This is a genomic window from Halomonas sp. AOP25-F1-15, assembly GCF_052378675.1.
Taxonomy (GTDB): domain Bacteria; phylum Pseudomonadota; class Gammaproteobacteria; order Pseudomonadales; family Halomonadaceae; genus Vreelandella; species Vreelandella casei.
This window is the reverse complement of record NZ_JBQSXV010000001.1, coordinates 692,680-710,783: the sequence shown is the minus strand read 5'-3', so window position 1 is coordinate 710,783 and position 18,104 is coordinate 692,680. Positions and strand designations below refer to the sequence as shown.

General features: G+C 53.9%; 19 protein-coding genes and 4 tRNA genes. 12 read left to right on the top strand and 11 right to left on the bottom strand.

Features of this window, described 5'->3' with window-relative positions; translation table 11 throughout:
• Nucleotides 1-16: 16 nt before the first annotated feature.
• Nucleotides 17-2,113: a S9 family peptidase gene (locus tag ACT3TF_RS03215; protein ID WP_444671554.1), complete on the top strand. Its 2,097-nt coding sequence runs from the start codon at nucleotides 17-19 to the stop codon at nucleotides 2,111-2,113.
• A gap of 394 nt (nucleotides 2,114-2,507) precedes the next feature.
• Here ACT3TF_RS03215 and ACT3TF_RS03210 read toward each other — a convergent pair whose 3' ends face one another.
• The 8 genes from ACT3TF_RS03210 to grxD all read right to left on the bottom strand — a co-directional run bounded on the left by ACT3TF_RS03210 (nucleotide 2,508) and on the right by grxD (nucleotide 8,469).
• On the bottom strand, nucleotides 2,508-2,963 hold the full coding sequence (locus ACT3TF_RS03210) for a YcgN family cysteine cluster protein (protein WP_096282329.1): 456 nt from the start codon (nucleotides 2,961-2,963) through the stop codon (nucleotides 2,508-2,510).
• A gap of 85 nt (nucleotides 2,964-3,048) precedes the next feature.
• Nucleotides 3,049-3,615 carry an ACP phosphodiesterase gene (locus tag ACT3TF_RS03205; protein WP_441684207.1) on the bottom strand — a complete coding sequence of 189 codons (567 nt, stop codon included), beginning with the start codon at nucleotides 3,613-3,615 and terminating at the stop codon, nucleotides 3,049-3,051.
• An 8-nt stretch (nucleotides 3,616-3,623) separates the two neighbouring features.
• Nucleotides 3,624-3,926, bottom strand: a complete 303-nt coding sequence (locus tag ACT3TF_RS03200) for a YcgL domain-containing protein (protein WP_096279185.1) — start codon at nucleotides 3,924-3,926, stop codon at nucleotides 3,624-3,626.
• Nucleotides 3,923-5,059, bottom strand: coding sequence for a ribonuclease D (gene rnd, locus ACT3TF_RS03195; RefSeq protein ID WP_444671553.1), 1,137 nt, complete (start codon nucleotides 5,057-5,059; stop codon nucleotides 3,923-3,925). The genes ACT3TF_RS03200 and rnd overlap by 4 nt, the downstream gene beginning before the upstream one ends.
• Before the next feature lie 63 nt (nucleotides 5,060-5,122).
• On the bottom strand, nucleotides 5,123-5,728 hold the full coding sequence (recR, locus tag ACT3TF_RS03190) for a recombination mediator RecR (RefSeq protein ID WP_096279181.1): 606 nt from the start codon (nucleotides 5,726-5,728) through the stop codon (nucleotides 5,123-5,125).
• Between the two features lie 3 nt (nucleotides 5,729-5,731).
• On the bottom strand, nucleotides 5,732-6,058 hold the full coding sequence (locus ACT3TF_RS03185) for a YbaB/EbfC family nucleoid-associated protein (protein ID WP_096279178.1): 327 nt from the start codon (nucleotides 6,056-6,058) through the stop codon (nucleotides 5,732-5,734).
• A 59-nt stretch (nucleotides 6,059-6,117) separates the two neighbouring features.
• The gene (gene dnaX, locus ACT3TF_RS03180; RefSeq protein ID WP_444671552.1) at nucleotides 6,118-8,088 is read right to left on the bottom strand and encodes a DNA polymerase III subunit gamma/tau; all 1,971 of its coding nucleotides are present in this window, start codon (nucleotides 8,086-8,088) and stop codon (nucleotides 6,118-6,120) included.
• Between the two features lie 30 nt (nucleotides 8,089-8,118).
• The gene (gene grxD, locus ACT3TF_RS03175) at nucleotides 8,119-8,469 is read right to left on the bottom strand and encodes a Grx4 family monothiol glutaredoxin (protein ID WP_096279174.1); all 351 of its coding nucleotides are present in this window, start codon (nucleotides 8,467-8,469) and stop codon (nucleotides 8,119-8,121) included.
• A gap of 156 nt (nucleotides 8,470-8,625) precedes the next feature.
• Here grxD and argF point away from each other — a divergent pair, with 156 nt between their 5' ends.
• Nucleotides 8,626-9,546, top strand: coding sequence for an ornithine carbamoyltransferase (argF, locus tag ACT3TF_RS03170; protein ID WP_096279172.1), 921 nt, complete (start codon nucleotides 8,626-8,628; stop codon nucleotides 9,544-9,546).
• Between the two features lie 77 nt (nucleotides 9,547-9,623).
• Here the strand turns inward: argF and ACT3TF_RS03165 are convergent.
• Nucleotides 9,624-9,699, bottom strand: a tRNA-Ala gene (locus ACT3TF_RS03165).
• Between the two features lie 191 nt (nucleotides 9,700-9,890).
• Here ACT3TF_RS03165 and uvrY point away from each other — a divergent pair.
• The 7 genes from uvrY (at nucleotide 9,891) to nadB (ending at nucleotide 15,298) form a co-directional block, all read left to right on the top strand.
• Entirely contained in the window at nucleotides 9,891-10,541 is a 651-nt protein-coding gene (uvrY, locus tag ACT3TF_RS03160) for a UvrY/SirA/GacA family response regulator transcription factor (protein WP_096279170.1), read from the top strand.
• A gap of 38 nt (nucleotides 10,542-10,579) precedes the next feature.
• The gene (gene uvrC / locus ACT3TF_RS03155) at nucleotides 10,580-12,394 is read left to right on the top strand and encodes an excinuclease ABC subunit UvrC (protein WP_444671551.1); all 1,815 of its coding nucleotides are present in this window, start codon (nucleotides 10,580-10,582) and stop codon (nucleotides 12,392-12,394) included.
• Between the two features lie 94 nt (nucleotides 12,395-12,488).
• Nucleotides 12,489-13,037, top strand: coding sequence for a CDP-diacylglycerol--glycerol-3-phosphate 3-phosphatidyltransferase (gene pgsA / locus ACT3TF_RS03150; RefSeq protein ID WP_096279166.1), 549 nt, complete (start codon nucleotides 12,489-12,491; stop codon nucleotides 13,035-13,037).
• Between the two features lie 101 nt (nucleotides 13,038-13,138).
• A tRNA-Gly gene (locus ACT3TF_RS03145) sits at nucleotides 13,139-13,213 on the top strand.
• Nucleotides 13,214-13,224: 11 nt separating this feature from the next.
• Nucleotides 13,225-13,298: transfer RNA gene (locus ACT3TF_RS03140), tRNA-Cys, on the top strand.
• An 84-nt stretch (nucleotides 13,299-13,382) separates the two neighbouring features.
• A tRNA-Leu gene (locus tag ACT3TF_RS03135) sits at nucleotides 13,383-13,469 on the top strand.
• A 227-nt stretch (nucleotides 13,470-13,696) separates the two neighbouring features.
• Nucleotides 13,697-15,298, top strand: a complete 1,602-nt coding sequence (gene nadB, locus ACT3TF_RS03130; RefSeq protein WP_096279164.1) for an L-aspartate oxidase — start codon at nucleotides 13,697-13,699, stop codon at nucleotides 15,296-15,298.
• Here nadB and ACT3TF_RS03125 read toward each other — a convergent pair.
• Nucleotides 15,275-15,700: a hypothetical protein gene (locus tag ACT3TF_RS03125; RefSeq protein ID WP_444625378.1), complete on the bottom strand. Its 426-nt coding sequence runs from the start codon at nucleotides 15,698-15,700 to the stop codon at nucleotides 15,275-15,277. The two genes, nadB and ACT3TF_RS03125, sit on opposite strands and share 24 nt — an antisense overlap.
• On the bottom strand, nucleotides 15,660-15,953 hold the full coding sequence (locus ACT3TF_RS03120) for an FAD assembly factor SdhE (protein WP_096282327.1): 294 nt from the start codon (nucleotides 15,951-15,953) through the stop codon (nucleotides 15,660-15,662). Before ACT3TF_RS03120 ends, ACT3TF_RS03125 begins: the two co-directional genes overlap by 41 nt.
• A gap of 207 nt (nucleotides 15,954-16,160) precedes the next feature.
• Between ACT3TF_RS03120 and ACT3TF_RS03115 the strand changes: the two genes are divergently transcribed.
• The 3 genes from ACT3TF_RS03115 (at nucleotide 16,161) to lapB (ending at nucleotide 18,068) form a co-directional block, all read left to right on the top strand.
• Nucleotides 16,161-16,457, top strand: a complete 297-nt coding sequence (locus ACT3TF_RS03115) for an integration host factor subunit beta (protein WP_096279162.1) — start codon at nucleotides 16,161-16,163, stop codon at nucleotides 16,455-16,457.
• A gap of 99 nt (nucleotides 16,458-16,556) precedes the next feature.
• Complete coding sequence (locus ACT3TF_RS03110; protein ID WP_096279160.1) at nucleotides 16,557-16,862, top strand: LapA family protein; 306 nt, start codon at nucleotides 16,557-16,559, stop codon at nucleotides 16,860-16,862.
• The gene (gene lapB / locus ACT3TF_RS03105) at nucleotides 16,863-18,068 is read left to right on the top strand and encodes a lipopolysaccharide assembly protein LapB (protein WP_096279158.1); all 1,206 of its coding nucleotides are present in this window, start codon (nucleotides 16,863-16,865) and stop codon (nucleotides 18,066-18,068) included.
• The last annotated feature ends 36 nt before the right edge of the window (nucleotides 18,069-18,104 follow it).

The window sequence follows — 18,104 nt, the reverse complement described above, 5'->3', positions numbered from 1 at the left end:
TGGTACCTATGAATTTATGAAAGCACAGCCAAGCATCCACTCAAACTTACCCGCTGCGCGCTATTATCGCGCTAATGACCCTCAATGGCACTGGTTAGAAAAGCGCGATGATTCAGAGGTTACTGCCTTTTTAGAGGCTGCCAATGAGCAGCAGGCTGCTTGGTTCACCCCGCTAGCACCGCTAGAAGAAGCATTATATCAAAGCCATTTGGCACGCCGCGAGCTTGCAGTGACTAGCCTTAAGACAGCGCTTGACCACTTCACGTTCTGGAGCGAAACCGGCGCTAAAGATGATTACCCCTGCTGGTGGCGTCATCCTAACGCTAGACACGAACAGCAGGAGTGTTTTTTTGATGTCGGTGCCCGCGCCGCAGAATATGACTTTTATGACATGGGCGATATGGCACTCTCCCCGGACGAGCAGTGGCTAGCCTGGACGGAAGACACTCAGGGCGACGAGCGCTTTACGCTGTGGCTAAAAGCACTGCCTAACGGCCAGCCCCTGCAATTATTAAGCGATATTGGCGCAGGCCTTTGCTGGGCAGAAGATCAAACAGCAAAGACGGCAACGCTGCTGTTCACGCGCTTTGACGACACCCAGCGCCCAGATAGCGTATGGCGTCTACCGCTGGCGCTGACAGAGCCACATGCCGCAACGGCCCCCATCCTTGTGTTACGCGAAGATGATCCTGAATTTTGGCTCGGTATCGGCAAAACCCGGTCGAAAGCGTGGCTACAGCTTGAAAGCGGCTCAAAAGATACTAGCGAAATTCATCTGGTACCGGCGCACTCTCCTGCCACTACGCCGATATGTATTCAAACACGCCAAGCAGGCGTTGAGTACAGCATCGACCACCGTCCTGGGTCGTTTTACCGCTTACACAATCAATCCGGCGCTCACTTTCAACTTGATCACCTGCCGGAAAACCAGCTTGGTCAGCCCCAGCCTAAGTGGCAGACACTCATCGGCCACCGCGAAGACGCAACGCTTGAAGGCATTGATGCATTTTCTTGGGGACTAATGCTCGCGGAGCGTGACCATGCCCAGGCACAGGTGCGCCTACGGCGGCTTGTCTTAGATGATCAGCATAGCTGCACCTTGGATGAGTATCTGGCACTACCCGAGCAGCCCTGCTCACAGCTATTAGAAGATGCACCTCATTTCGATAGCCAGGTGCTTCAACTGCGCGAAGAGTCCTTTATCCAGCCGCCCAGCTGGTTCGCGCTCGATCTTACGAACGGCCAGCGCACGCTGCTAAAACGCGTGCCCGTTTACGGCAATCTTTTGCCCGAACAACTGGTCAGCCGCCGCCTATGGGCGACAAGCCAGGATGGCGAGCAGGTGCCTGTCTCAATCGTCATGCGTGCAGACCTGGCAGATCAACCTCTGCCCACACTGCTGTACGGCTATGGCGCCTACGGCGAAGCGCTTGATCCATGGTTCTCTATCGCACGTTTAGAGCTACTTGAACGCGGTGCAGCCTTTGCCGTTGCACACGTGCGAGGAGGCGGCGAACGCGGCGAACCCTGGTACTTAAACGGCAAGATGGCCCACAAAGAAAACAGCTTTAATGACTTTCTGGCCGCGCGTGAGGCGCTTGTTGAACAAGCTGTCAGTGACCCTCAGCGCATAGTGGCCTGTGGCGCGAGTGCGGGTGGATTATTGGTCGGCACCTGCATCAACCGAGCACCCGAGGCGTTTTGCGCAGCACTGCTAGACGTGCCCTTCCTTGACGTATTACGCACCATGCAGAATCCTGAGCTTCCCCTGACCACCGCGGAGTACAGCGAATGGGGCAATCCCGAAGAAGTCGAAGTGGCCGAGCGAATTAGCGGCTATTCGCCGATCGATAACATCAAATCTCAGGCATATCCTGCACTCTGGATTGAAGGCAGCTGGTTCGACACGCGTGTGAGTTACTGGGAGCCTGCCAAATTCTATGCCCAGGTATCTCAACAGCAGCAAGGCTCAGCGCCTATTCTAATGCGCACTGATATGAGTAGCGGCCACGGCGGCGCGTCAGGGCGTTTTAAAGCGTGGCAGGACACCGCAAGGCAAGATGCCTTTATTCTGTGGGCGATGGGGCTCGCGGAGCAGCCAACGCCCAGCTAACCCCCACATTACTAGCCTACGCAAGAGTCACTTAAAAGCAGCGCTTCAAGCGCTGCTTTTTTATTGGCTGTCAATAAACACCACTGCTGAGTAACCCTCGTCAACAGCGCGCATCAACCTTTATGAAAATACTTTCCATAAAATATTCACAGACCAATAAAAATACGCCATACTAGACATTAGTCGCATGCACTAACGTCTAATCAAGGCTATCTGGAGATATTATGAAATACCAAGACCATTTTCCCACTATTTGGGATGCGCCACGCCAGAAAAAAGCTGCAAGCAAAAAGCCAGCAAACGCAGCGCCTGCTAAACAAGAGCGCTCAGCATTTAAGGACGTGTTTCTGTCTATTTGGGATTCGCCTAAATCCAACGCTTAAATAAGCGAAGGTTACATCGGCAGAATCGCGATGATGTGGGATTCTAGCTGTTTTTCTGGCACATCATCTTGCGATACGGCAAAACTGCGCACACTGATCCCCTTGCGATGAACCCGCTCTGCATCGTTACTCAATAGCGGGTGCCAGCCGGCCAACTTGCGCCCTTCCGAGACTCGCCGATAGCCGCAGCTTTGTGGCAACCAGGTGAACTCTTTGACCAGTGCAGGCGTGAGCTGGGTACAGTCAGGTACGCTGTCAAAACGATTCGGGTAGTCACTGCATTGGCACGACTGAATATCCAGCAAACGGCAGGCAACGTTAAGCACCGCTAGCTCTTGGGTTTCTTCATCGTGCAACTTTAGCAAGCAACACTGCCCGCACCCATCGCACAGTGCCTCCCATTCTGGCGGCGTGAGTTCTTCAAGCGTAAAGCGCTCCCAGAAACGTTCGCGCATGGTGGCTTTCATCGCCTCCTCCTTCATTGTCACGCGGCAACACACGCTATAAAGCTGTGTTTTGGCGACTGAGTGTTTCAAACTTAATGCTTCAAACTTAATGCTTCAAACTTAGCGCTTCAAATAAAACCGGCCATAACGACTGAAAATCTTGCTCTAGCCTTGGATAATCGTCATGCAGCCACGGCACAAGCGCCGCAAGCTGATTCGGGCCGGATAAGCGGCGCCCAATGCCAGCAACGGCACGGCAAGTGAATTCAAAGTCAGCGTAGCCTCTTAGCCAGTCATGCTTGACCAGCAGCGGCATCATGCCAGCCAAGCGATTGGGGGCTGGGCGCGTCGAAAGCAGCTGATAGCAGCGCTCAATCAACTGCTCGTGATCTTGTCGGCCGGCCATATCCCTGGCTAGAAAATGATCCCAGACCATATCTAACGCGATTCCTGCATAGCGGCGCTGAGCGGTTGGAGCGCGGCGCCTTGCCCCCGCAACACAGGGGTGGCTATCAACCCATGCATCCACGCGGCGGTGATGCCGAATACCCAGGGCAGTCGCATCCGACCAGCCGCTTAAATCGCGACCTTTAACGCCGTCAGCAATTAGATTGCCGTATAGAAAATCATCGCTACCGGCACGCGCCAGCCACGCATGGGCTAGAAAATTCATTATGCCGGCTATTCAGCGTCTGAGCGTGATGCAACATGGGCACGGTGCACATCAAGCAAATAGGCTTCTTTAGGAGGAGGCATCTGCAAATAATAACCTTTGTCCTTAATCCCTTCGACCACATCAGCCGCACTGACGCGTGAAAGCTTTTTGTCAGCCGTCAGCAGCATGGTAAACACAGGCAGCGGTTTGCCAAACGTCTCCATGAGTAATTCTGGCACCTGTGTCATCCCCTGACGCTTATCAACGTATAGATACATCTCGTCTTTACGCGAGCTTTTGAAGACATCACAAATTAACTTATCGCTCATGAAGGCAGCTCCTCAAGGGCTTGAACTAGCGCAGTATTCAAACACTCGCCACGCCAACCGCTGGGTAATGAATGCGGCTCACTGGCCAAATCCTGCATCACGAGCGTTTCAATATCTCGACGACGCATCAGCATTTCAGGCGCCATGCCTAAGTCATCGGCTTTGGCAATGATCACTTTTTTAAGCACTTTAAAGCGCGTTTTAAAAGTAGGATGCATGGGGTCAGGCCAGCGCACTGGCAGGGCCGACTCGTCGCAGTGCTGTGCCTGCTTTACCATTGCTAACAGCGTGTCACCCTCTTTTTTAATCAGCACTGGCTTAACGCCTTCCACCTCGGCTAGCTCAAAGCGATTGCCGGGCATTTTTTCTGCGATCGCAAACAGTAACTTATCACTAATTAGCCAATTACGAGGTAAATCACGCCGGCGTGTCTCACCCTCGCGCCACGTGGTCATTAGACGATACGCCTCCATTTGGCGAGGCGCTAAGCGCCAAAGCTGGCGTTGCCGGGTATACCACTGCTGATCGTTTTCAACACTGCGACCCGCCTGCTCAAGTAAAATGGCGCACTCAGCATCCACCCATTCACGGCGACCCAACACAGCGAGCTTCTCAGCCTGGAGGCCCCATACTTTCAATAAATAAATAACGTCTAGCGCAGCGTAATGGCATTGCGCTGGCGTTAATGGGCGCACTAACCAGTTTGAGCGTGTTTCCTCTTTAGGAAGCGTTTCATCGAACCAAAATTCGACCAGCTTTTGATACCCCATGCTGGGATTTTCGCCTAAAAAACCCTGCGCTACCTGCGTGTCCACTAACGGCGTAGGCAAAACGCCTGCCCAGCATTGAAATACTTCCAAATCCTCGCTGCAGGCATGCAGCAGCTTAATCGCGCTATTTTGCAGCAAAGCGCGGAATTTTTCGGTACATGGCACCGCCACTGGATCGATTAAATAAGCCTCCTCTCCCGCTGTAAATTGCAATAGCGCAGGAACAGGGAAAAACGTGTTCTCTCGGAAAAATTCGGTATCCAGTGCAATCACTGAGGCATCGGCTACTTGCTCACACGCTGCATCGAGCGCATCGGGGGTATCAAGCCATTGAAAAGCGGGAGTAAGAGAGGACAAAAGCATTCTTCCAAGTTGACACACAATCGCCAGAGCGTTTGCGGTTAGAGAACTACTGAGTAAGTAGGCTTATTCACTGGTAAAAGGCAGGCGCCCATTAAACGCGCGACTCAATGTGCCACCATCGACGTATTCCAGCTCACCCCCCATTGGCACTCCGTAGGCTAGCCGAGAGAGCTTGACGCCATATTCAGAAAGCTGCGAGGCAATATAATGAGCCGTCGCCTCACCTTCGATGGTTGGGTTAGTGGCCAGCACCACTTCTTCGACCAGCCCTTCTGCAACGCGCGCTTCAAGCAAATCTAAACCAATCGACTCGGGGCCAATGCCGTCCAGTGGCGAAAGGTGCCCATGCAAGACAAAGTAGCGCCCCTTAAACCCACCGGCTTCTTCAATGGCCAACTGATCAGCAGGCGACTCTACGACACATAGCAATGCATCGTTACGTCGCGCACTCTCACACAGAGCACAAATTTCAGCCTCTGTAAGGGTACGGCAACGCTGGCAGTAACCCACTTCCTCAATCGCTTGCTGAATCACCGCGGCAAGACGTTGCCCGCCTGGGCGCTCGCGCTCGAGGAGGTGCATAGCCATGCGTTGGGCCGTTTTAGGTCCAACGCCGGGCAGAACGCGAAAAGCCTCCATCAACTGCTCAACGAGGGGAGAAAAGCGCATTGCTTAGAACGGCATCTTAAAGCCGGGAGGAAGACTCAGCCCGGACGTCGCTTCTTCCATTTTCGCCTTAGAGCTAACTTCTACTTTGCGTACCGCATCATTAACCGCCGCCGCCAGCAAATCTTCCAGCAGCTCCTTATCTTCTTCCATAACGCTAGGATCGATGGTCACATTGGAAACGTCATGGCGACCGTTCATTGTAACTTTCACCATACCAGCGCCCGCTTCGCCCTGAACCTCAACCTTGGCGACTTCTTCCTGGGCGTGCTGCATCTTTTCCTGCATTTCTTGGGCCTGCTTCATCAAGTTGCCCATTCCACCTTTAAGCATGATCCGATCTCCAATATGGCTGAAAAAAAGTCTAAGGACGTGACTCACAGGATGCGCTGTTAGCGCAATTGCTCGGCAGGCTTCACGCTGGATTCTATCAGCTTTGCGCCAAACGCCTGCTGTAACTTTTGTACATGGGGGTCATGGTTGAGCAGATCAACCGCCTGAGCGTGCCGCTCTTTATTAAGGCGCTCCTCACGTTTACGGGGAGTTTCAACATTGCTAGGCAGCTCTGCGACGTAAAATGCCACTCGGCGCGGCTTTCCCTGCTCGCCAAGCGCACGCTCGATACGCGTCTGATGAACTTCCGCCTGCATAGCCGCTTGGCTTGGGTCTAAGCGCAGCGTTAACAGCTTGCCATCATCGCTTTCTACTAAACAGTTGCCAGCAAGGTTGCGCGTCAAACCACCCAGACCGAGAGAATCAAAAGACTGCAGCCAGAGCGCGTTATCCAAAGTATCTGAGCCATTTTCTGCCATAGCATTCGATGGCATCACGATGTCTGGCTCTGGCTCTGGCTCTGGCTCTGGCTCTGGCTCTGGCTCTGGCTCTGGAAAAGATGCTGGTTCTGGTTCCAGCTCAGCAACAGGTTCGGGGGCAGAAACAGGCGCAGGCTCGGGCTCGGGGGCCGTCACTTCGGTGTCAACTGACCAAGGTGGTGGCTCTTGAAGTGGCGGCTCCTCTTGAATCACAGGCCCTTCAGACTCCGCCTGAGAAGGCTGGGCTGAAAAGGCCGTTTGAGGAGCTACTTCGCCGCGCTGATCACTCTCTCGGTGACTCTCACTGGGCGAGGGCTCAACAGGCGGCGAAGGTGCGGGCAAGGCAGCGGATGTGCTCGCAACCTGGGCGGCAGCATTGATATCACCGGCGGTTATTCCGGAAGGCTCACTTCTCAGCGGTAGCGGCGTACGCGGCGGCTTCGGCACACCTTGGGGTCTAAAGGCCAGCATTCGCAGCAGGGTCATCTCTAATGCACTGCGTAAATCCGGCGCGTGCACCATGTCGCCACGGCCTTGAATACCGATTTGATAATAAAGCTGTATATCTTCAGCGGTAAAACGACTCGCCAACTGTAAGATCACGTCACGATCGCCGTGGCTATTATCAACGGCGTCCGGCACCATCTGCGCAACCGCTAAGCGGTGCAACATACTTGCAAGCTCGTCCAATACAGCGGCAAAATCAGGGCCCTGCTCTGCAAGCTGGGACACTTCTGCCAGCAACCGCTGCACGTCGACATCGGCTAGCGCTTCTGCCAGCCCCAGAATATGGCGATGATCTAGCGTGCCCAGCATTGAGGCTACATCGGCATGCCGCACCGAGCCTTGACCAAATGCGATGGCCTGATCCGTTAAGCTCATGGCATCACGCATTGAGCCTTCGGCGGCCTTACCCAGCAGCCACAGTGCGCTTTCATCGAACGCAACACCTTCTTCACCCAACACATATGTCAGGTGCTCAACCACTCGCTCAGGCGGCATGTGCTTGAGCGTAAACTGTAGACAGCGTGAGAGCACGGTCGGCGGCAGTTTTTGCGGGTCGGTGGTCGCCAGCAAGAACTTAACGTGCGGGGGTGGCTCTTCTAATGTTTTCAGCAGCGCATTAAAGCTGCTAGTGGAAAGCATGTGTACCTCATCAATCAGGTACACCTTATAGCGCCCTTGGGTGGGCGCATACTGCACGTTATCTAGCAGCTCGCGGGTATCCTCCACCTTCGTGCGTGAGGCTGCATCAACCTCGATCAAGTCAACAAAGCGGCCTTCATCGATAGCCTGGCAGCTCGCACACTGACCGCAGGGAGTAGAGGTAACGCCCTCCTCTCCACGCCCGTTGGCGGTGCAGTTCAAACATTTGGCAAGAATGCGTGCCAGCGTGGTTTTACCCACGCCACGGGTGCCGGTAAACAGATAAGCATGATGCAGGCGGCCCTGATCAAGAGCATTGACCAAGGCGCGCTGAACATGGGCCTGGCCCACGAGTTCGTGGAATGTGCGGGGTCGCCACTTGCGGGCCAGAACCTGATAGCTCATGAAGCTGTTTTTCCTTCGAGAGGGTAATGCTTAAGCGTTGTCGCCGCCTTCTACCGCACCAGCGCGCTGAGCAGCGGCTTTTACTAGCTTTTCCAATTCGCCGCTTTGATGCATTTCTACCACGATGTCACAGCCGCCTACGAGCTCACCTTCAACCCACAGCTGGGGGAACGTCGGCCAGTTAGCAATTTTCGGCAGCTCGGCGCGAATATCCGGATTATCGAGGATATTAACGAACGCAAAACGCTCGCCACAGCTCATCAGCGCTTGAATTGTCTGGGCAGAAAAACCGCACTGTGGCAGTTGCGGAGACCCTTTCATGTAGATGAGGATTGGGTTTTCGCTAATTTGGCGCTGAATGTTTTCGGCAGTCGTGCTCATACAATTTTCCTCGCATAAAAATAGCCGGAGCCCACTCACTAATGCTCGAGTGGAACGCTAGGCTTAACGTGTAGGCATCATTCTACGCATGCCGTACGCGTTGCGCATCCCCTGCCGCATCGCTAGGATAGTGTTTTTGCGCGGAGAGAAGCCCCTATGGCGACACGCCATTTCCTGACCTTGCTAGATTTGTCCCCGGATGAGCTGGACTATTTAATCCAACGCGCCATTACGATTAAGACCAATCTTAAGGCCCAAGGCCCTGTTTATACACCATTATCCAACCGCACTCTGGCGATGATCTTTGAAAAATCATCAACGCGCACGCGGGTGTCGTTTGAAACAGGAATGGCGCAGTTTGGTGGCCACGCACTATTTCTCTCTCCCCGCGATACGCAGCTAGGCCGCGGCGAACCGATTGAAGACACTGCTCGCGTACTGTCTGAGATGGTCGATGCGGTGATGATCCGCACGTTTTCACATGCAGGGCTGGAAACCTATGCCAGCGCTAGCAGTGTGCCGGTCATTAACGCGTTAAGTGATGACTATCACCCTTGCCAGCTACTGGCTGACGTAATGACCTGGACCGAGCTACGCGGCAGCGTTAAGGGCCGTACTGCAGTATGGATTGGCGATGGCAATAACATGTGCCATTCATGGATCAATGCTGCCCGCCAGTTCGGCTTTCATCTGCGCGTATGCTGCCCAAAAGGCTACGAGCCGCGCGCTGACATAATGGCGGCCGCCGGCGATCACGTTAGCATGCTGCATGACCCTCAGGCAGCGGTCAAAGACGCTGACTTAATCACCACCGATGTTTGGGCTTCAATGGGACAGGAAGAAGAACAGGCTAAACGCGAAGCAGACTTCGCAGGCTTCCAAGTCACCGAAGTGATGCTTGATGGCGCCCGCCAGGACGCGCTGTTCTTGCACTGCCTGCCGGCTCATCGCGGCGAAGAGATTAGCCTCACCCTGCTCGACGACCCTCGTGCGGTCGTTTGGCAAGAAGCCGGCAACCGTTTACACGCACAAAAAGCGCTTATCGAATTTTTGCTACTAGGCAAAATTGCAGCGTAGCCGCTGACATTAAGACAAAAAAAGCCTCGCTTAAACCGCGAGGCTTTTTTATCGATGATCGATAACAGTGAATATAATGGTGGAGCCTAGCGGGATCGAACCGCTGACCTCAACACTGCCAGTGTTGCGCTCTCCCAGCTGAGCTAAGGCCCCACTTACTGCTCGTACCTGCAGCGAGGCGGATACTACGATGAACATTTATCTCAGTCAAGTTTTTGAATCACCTGCTTTTATCTAATTCTCCTTTGTTGTTAGCTGTGGCACCCTATATGCAGTTAATGTAATAGATTAGCGTACAAGGCCAACGCCTGAGCCCAAGAAGTTTCCATGCAGGAGCCTGTCCATTGATCAGTGTCCTTATCGCCGATGACCACCATCTCGTTAGAACGAGTATCGCCCACCTACTAAACGAAGAGTCCGACATTAAAATTGTAGGCGAGGTCGACGACGGTGAAAGCGCGGTAACTCAGTGCCGTCAATTGAAGCCCGATATCGTGCTGATGGATATTCGTATGCCGGGGATTGGCGGGCTGGAAGCAACGCGACGCATTCGCCGCACGATGGAAGACATTAAGGTCCTCATCTTGACCGCACACATGGAGGACAGCGTACTGAGACGTATGCTCGAAGCCGGTGCTTCAGGTTTTTTAAGCAAAGGCGCCGGTGCGCTAGAAATGACCGAGGCCATACGACAAGTGTTTCATGGCGGCCGTTACGTCAGCCAGGAAATTGCTCAGCGCTTAGCACTTTCTCATTTCACCAATGAAGACAATCCTTTTAGCCACCTCTCCCACCGTGAGCTACAAATCGCGCTCATGATTGTTAATTGCCAGCGGGTGCAAGATATTTCTGACCGTCTACATTTAAGTCCTAAAACAGTAAACACCTATCGCTATCGACTCTTTGATAAACTACAGGTTGCCACTGACGTTGAGCTAACGCATTTAGCGCTTCGGCATGGGCTGGTCGAGGGGTTTGACACGACCCAAATATAACCCCACCTTCCGCTGTAATCGGGTACCGACACGCTGATATGACCTTTGATTCAAAACAGTTCTTGAGCTCCGTGAGCACCTCCCCCGGGGTTTATCGCATGCTCGATGAACAAAGCAATACGCTTTATGTCGGTAAGGCCAAGCGCCTTAAAGCACGCCTATCCAGTTATTTCCGCGGCCAGTTGAACACCAAAACCCGGGCGATGGTTGGCCGCATTGCCGACGTGCAAGTCACTGTTACACGCACGGAAACAGAAGCGCTGCTACTCGAGCAGACGCTAATCAAACAGCTGCGCCCGCCGTACAATATTTTGTTGCGTGACGACAAATCGTATCCCTTCGTGTTTGTCACCGACCGCCATGCTTACCCAGCATTAGAGTATAAGCGCGCACGTCAACGGCGCGACGATGGCCGCTATTTAGGCCCCTACCCTAGCAGCGGAGCCGTGCGCGAAAGCCTATCGTTGATGCAAAAAATATTTCATATCCGCAACTGCGAAGACAGCGTATTCGCGCATCGCTCGCGGCCATGCTTGCAGTATCAAATCCAGCGCTGCAGCGCGCCTTGCGTTGACTATATTTCGGCAGAGGATTACCGCCGTGACCTTGAACATGCGGTGATGTGCTTAGAAGGTAAAAGTGAAAATGTGACCCAAGAGCTGGTGGCCGCGATGGAGGCAGCCAGCAAAGCGCTAAACTTTGAGGAAGCCGCACGCCTTCGGGATCAAGTACAGCAGTTGCGCCAGCTTCAACAGCGCCAGTTTGTCGACACCGGCGGCGGCGATGCGGATATTTTCGCGCTTGCCACGCGCCCCGGTGCGCTGGGTGTTTCTGTTCTAAGCGTTCGCGATGGCCGACTACTGGGCGCGCGCCATCACACGCCGAAAAACGATCTAGACCTGCCGATTGAGATACTGCTGACGGAAGTCGTCAGCCAATATTATTTTGGTCAACCGCATAACGTGCCCAGCGAAGTCATCACCAGCCATCCGTTAGAGGACAGCGATCTGATTGCCGAAGCGCTGACCCAGCAGGCGGGCAAACGAATCCGGGTGACTAGCCAGGTGCGCGGTCACCGTGCCCAGTGGCAGCAACTCGCTATTACTAACGCAGAACAGCAGTTGGCGTCACATCTCGCCAACCAAACGCAGCTGACCCAACGTTTTAGCGCCTTACAGAAAGCACTGGAGCTAGACGAAATACCCCAGCGCCTTGAGTGCTTTGATATTAGCCACAGCCATGGCGAAGCCACCGTTGCCTCCTGCGTTGTCTTTGATCACCAGGGGCCGCGTAAAAGTGACTATCGGCATTTTCGCATTGAAGGAGTAGCCGCAGGCGATGATTACGCAGCCATGCAGCAAGCGTTGACACGCCGCCTAAAACGGGTAAAAAGTGGCGAAGCGGTGGCGCCCGACATTTTGATTGTCGATGGCGGTAAAGGTCAGCTCAACATGGCTCGCGGCGTGTTTAAAGCATTCGATATTACCAATATCATTCTACTCGGGGTTGCCAAGGGCACAACGCGTAAGGCGGGGCTTGAAAGCCTATTCTTAGAAACAGCGGACAACCCCCTCAACCTAGACCCCTCCTCGCCGGCGCTGCACCTGATACAGCACATTCGGGATGAGTCACACCGCTTTGCGATTGCCGGACATCGCGCCCAGCGCGACAAAGCAAGACGCACGTCTACCCTACAAGACATTCCTGGCGTTGGCCCTAAACGTAGACGAGAGTTATTACGCTTTTTTGGCGGCCTACAAGGCGTACAAAAAGCCAGCCGCGATGAACTTATACGCGTACCGGGTATCAATGCGGCACTCGCCGAAAGTATTTACCGGGCGTTAAACGGATAAACATCCTGTTAGCATGGATGCTATCGGCTAAGGGGGATAGAATGACTCCAAACATTTCGAATCCTATGATTTCCAGCAAGGATCGCTTCCTGCGATGAATATACCCAACATACTGACCCTGGCGAGAATCGCCTTCATCCCGCTACTCGTGGTGCTGTTTTATCTCCCGTTCAACTGGAGCATGCCCGTGGCAGCGGGGCTATTTGGCCTAGCCTCGATTACTGACTGGCTGGACGGCTATTTAGCACGCCGCTGGAATCAGTCAACGCCGTTTGGCGCTTTTTTAGATCCTGTGGCCGACAAGCTCATGGTCGTGGTGGCCCTGGCACTATTAATTGAACGCTACGACACGTTAGTGCTAACGCTTCCCGCCCTCGTCATTATCGGCCGGGAAATTGTTATTTCAGCTCTGCGAGAATGGATGGCGGAAATGGGCAAGCGTGGCATGGTGGCTGTATCATGGGTTGGCAAGCTCAAAACAACGCTACAAATGGTCTCCTTACTCATTCTACTGGCTTTCCCGCCAGCGCACCCGCTTGCGCTGGTAGGCGTTGTCGTAGTGTATGTCGCCGCTGCTCTAACGCTCTGGTCAATGATTCAGTATCTAAAAGCCGCCTGGCCGCATCTCAGCCGTTCGATGTAACTAGTCGCTCCGTGTAAGCTGCTGATAAATAAATAAGTAACAATCTAAGATTGATTGATTGACAACTCGGTGGTGATCCGTATAATTCGCCATCGAGTCGAGCGGGAATAGCTCAGTGGTAGAGCATCGCCTTGCCAAGGCGAGGGTCGGGAGTTCGAATCTCCTTTCCCGCTCCAATGACTCTTGAGGCTGGATGGCAGAGTGGTTATGCAGCGGACTGCAACTCCGTGTACGCCGGTTCGATTCCGACTCCAGCCTCCACATTTCTCGTGTAGCAATGGCTTTTCAAAGCACCATTTTTCAAAGTTTTTTTGAAAAAAATTTGAAACAACATTGCAATGATTTGCCCGGATGGCGAAATCGGTAGACGCAAGAGACTTAAAATCTCTCGGGGGAAACCCCGTGCCGGTTCAAGTCCGGCTCCGGGCACCATTTCTTTTGTTTGACTCTTCATTTCTCTTCAGCTTTTGGCTGCCCTCCTTTCTATTGAGTTAGCTATTCTTATTGCCCCAGGCGAACGCTTGCAGGGCCTATTTTGCGTTCAGCAATATCGTCATTTAGTCATTGTCACGCTATGATGCTCGGCTTTCGTTCGCCTAGACACTGACCGTGAACTGACATCCGGCAAGCACGCGAACCAACAATAAGGAGCGGGCATCATGAGCACGCCAACACCCGACGTACTGATCATTGGCGGCGGCGTTGCCGGGTTAACGCTTGCTCTGGACATTGCTGACCACCTGTCAGTAATGCTCGTGCGCCCTGCTCAAGACGACCAAGGGGCCAGCCGCTGGGCACAGGGCGGTATTGCCGCGGTTCTTTCACCTGACGACAACCTCGAAGCACATATTAACGATACGCTGGTTGCGGGGGATGGCCTGTGCGATACAGAGGCCGTTCGGTTTACCGTCGCCAACGGCCCCTCCGCCATTCAGTGGCTGATCGATAAAGGCGTTCCTTTTACGCCTGAGACCGACCCTGACGCACGCTACCCGTATCATCTGACTCGTGAGGGTGGCCACAATGCCCGACGCATCATCCACGCAGATGACGCCACGGGGCGCGCCGTGGTAGAGACGCTATTAGATAAGGTCGCACAGCATCCACGGATTATGCAGCGCAACGACCTAACAATCGTTAGCTTATCACAAGATGATAGCGGTAGGTGTCGAGGCGCCTATGGCAGTGATCTTAACCAACAGTGGCACTCGATTACGGCACGCCATACCGTTATCGCCACCGGCGGTGCCAGCGGGCTTTATCAACACACCACAACGCCAACCCCAAGCAGCGGCGAAGGCATGATGATGGCCGCCGAGCTGGGCGCCCAGCTAATGAATTTGGAGTTTCAGCAGTTTCATCCGACCTGCTTATTTGACCCTGAAGGCCCCGCCTTTTTGATCAGCGAGGCAGTGCGGGGCGAAGGTGGACACCTGCTAAATGAAACCGGGCAGCGCTTTATGCTGGCGCTGGATCAACGCGCCGAGCTGGCGCCTCGCGATATCGTCGCCCGCGCTATTGATACTGAGATACAGCGCGGCACGCTCGGCCACGTGTGGCTGGATATTCGTCATCTAGGCACCGAGGCCATTCGCCACCACTTCCCTACCATTCAAGCTCATTGCATCACTCGGGGCATTGATATTACCCAGCAAGCTATCCCTGTGGTGCCTGCCGCCCACTATAGCTGCGGCGGCATCGCCACCAACCTGCAAGGCGCTACCAGCGTTATTAACCTTTATGCCATTGGTGAAACGGCATGCACAGGCCTGCATGGAGCTAACCGAATGGCAAGCAACTCGCTGCTTGAGTGTTTGGTGTTTGCTAGGAGCTGCGCACAAGCACTATTAGCCTGCGCGCAAAAACAAGACAAAGGCTTACACCGCGATGAATATCGTCCTCCCGCCCAACCTGCGGCGTCCGCTATTTCTCAATCGGCACTGAAGGACATTCGCCAGCGCATGCGTCAAGTGATGAGCCAGCATGTGTGCATTGTGCGCAGCAATGCGGGATTAAAAACGGCCATGGAGCAGCTAAAGGCGCTGTTAAACAGCGCGGAAGGACTTGAAGGCATCCAAGCAGCCCCAGAAGGCCGTCGCCTAATTCAGGCACTGCAGCTGGCCATATTGACAGTACTGGCTGCCCAGCAGCGACGTGAGTCACGCGGCCTGCATTTCACGACCGATTGGCCTCATCAGCAGCCTAAACCCACCGCTTCAATGCTCTCAAGCATGCATCTAGCGCCCGGGACGATGAAATAGCCGCCTTACTTCACGCAAGCGCTCTGGCGGCGCACTGTCCGGCCAAAGCCAAATCCTCTGCTTTCCCACGTAAAGACCGATCAACCAAGGCCCCAAGTAGTCGCAGCGCACTTGATATTCATCGCCAAGTGATGGGCGGCTACCCGCCGACTGCTCTGGATCAAACGGTAGCAGCCAGCGGCCATAGCATGACGATGCCGTTGAACTAAGGCTAAGCACGCCTTTAGGTGCTTGAGTGTAAGCACGCCAGAGGCCGATAGCCCCTAGCGTACTCACCAGCATCAGCGCTAACGCACCGCCGACCCAATAGCCCAGCGCCGCCAATCCAGTAAAAAGGCAGCATTGTGCTGACAGCCAATAGTTAGAGGGTGCGATAGGCAGAATTATCGGTGGTTTCAGCATGTTCAACAATCATTTGTACAATGCGACGCTGGCTGGCTTCTTCAGGCCACTCCCGATGCATGAGCCAGACAAAAAGATCCTGGTCCTCACCTTCAATTAATTGCTCATAGGCCAGCTTATCCGCATCACTAAGCTGATCAAAGCGTTGCTCAAGAAACGGAATTAGCAGCAAATCAAGCTCCCACATACCTCGGCGGGAGTGCCAATAAAGCCGCTTGCGCCGTACAGCTGCAGGGGATGTGTCGTCGCTCAACGTCAGCCTCTCAAGATCACAAAAATGAAAAGCCAGTATACCTAAGCTACAGGGTCGCGCCAGCGCCACACTTCGCCTATGCTGCTAATGGGTCTAGAACCTTGTTTTATCTGAATTGTTTTATATTCAATAGCGCAGTATGCTGAATTTGATGTTAGTGAGGTCGGGAGCGCGTCACGGCCTTCAATGTTCGCAGGGAGCTAACCGATGACTAAATCTGAATTAATCGAACAAATCGCGATGCGTCAACCGGAGTTATCCGCCAAAGATGTTGAAACGGCGGTGCGCATTATTCTAGACGATATGACCGACGCACTATCGAGTGGCGGTCGCGTTGAGATCCGCGGCTTCGGCAGCTTTTCGCTGCACTACCGAGAGCCGCGGGTTGGGCGCAACCCCAAAACGGGCGATGCCGTTGATTTAGAAGGCAAGTATGTGCCGCACTTTAAGCCGGGAAAAGAGCTGCGTGAGCAGGTCGACGCTAGCCGCGCTCTTGGCTACTAGCGATCAGTTATTACACTACCCGACCGAATCTGGGATGACGTCGGGCCTTGAGTCGTACACAATAGAGCTACCGTGAATGTCACAGACTAGGGAACTCTCATGCGTTGGATAAAAGGGCTGATTTTAGCCGTTATTTTGCTGGCAGTCGTACTGGTAGGCATCCTGTTTGCCGTCAATAATCAGCAAACGATTGCCTTGAATCTAATTTGGCTAGAGCTACCGGCAGTATCGCTTTCGGTCTGGCTGCTAGCAACATTAGTCTTTGGCGTTCTGCTGGGCATGCTCGCGATGTTAGGTGTTTACGTGCGACTGAAAGCAACGCTAGCACGCAGCCAGCGGCATAATAAGCAGCAGCGTAAGGAACTCGATAGTCTGCGTACCCAGGAGTTCAAGGAACTGGCATAAATGCTGGATACTGCGCTGCTAGGCGTATTACTCACCGCTATTGCTATCGGCTACGGGCTAGGTTACCGGCAGGCTACGCGCCGCCGGCAGCAGCATCCATCGTCCGCGCCGACTTCGCAGGTCTTATCGCGAGATTACTTCGTCGGGCTCAATTACCTGCTTAACGAGCAGCCTGACGAAGCCATTAATACCTTCATTAACGTGCTGGCGGTGAACAGCGACACCGTAGATACGCACATTGCCCTGGGCAAATTATTTCGCGCCCGAGGCGAGGCTGATAAAGCGGTAAGCATTCACCAAAACTTGTTAGCCCGCCCAGAGCTCCCTCAGCATACCAACGAACAGATCCAGCTAGAGCTTGCTCGCGACTTCATGGCACTCGGCGTCCATGACCGAGCTCAACGCCTGCTTAATACTCTGCTGGAAAATAGCACCGACGATAATCACCGCTATGCTGCCAAACAGCTGCTCATCGATTTATTAGAGCGTGAAAAAGCATGGCGAGATGCGTTAGAAGTAATTCAGCCCATACTCAAACAGCGCCCGGCAATGCGACGCCCCGCAGCCCATTGGCTATGCGAGTTAGCGCTCGAAGAAATCAGTGAAGCCAGCCGGGCACTGGCGAAAAGGCACCTCAAAAAAGCGCTTCAACTGGACGAAAACTGCGTTCGCGCTACCCTGCTACTGGCTGACCTAGAGATGGATAACGGCCATTATGGCCGCGCCATTGAGCGGCTGGATTGCATAGTGCATCAAGAAACCACACACATACCGACTATGTTGCCGGCGCTTAAACGCGCCTACTTACGCCAAGATGACGAAGCGGGCTATGAAGCACACTTGTTTCGACTGCTTGAGCAAGCACCTTATACCAGTATTATCATTGCGCTGGGGGAGCTCGTTCATCAACGTGACGGGGTCGACAAAGCCATTACGTTGGTCGGCGAGCGCTTGCGCGCCGTGCCTAGCCTAGGCGGGCTGGACTACTTAATCGATCTTTACATTGAAAGCCAGCGACAAAGTGGCAAAGAAGCCCCTGATACGCGCCTGCTATTGCTTAAACATCATACTGATGCGCTGCTTCTAAACCGCACGCGCCACCGCTGTCAACGCTGCGGCCTTGCTAGTGATGCGCTTCAATGGCAGTGCCCCAGCTGTCGTTACTGGGGAACGATAAAGCCCATTATTGGCGTAGAAGGTGAATAGCATCTCGCCATTAGCCACTTCCACCTCCTAACCCAC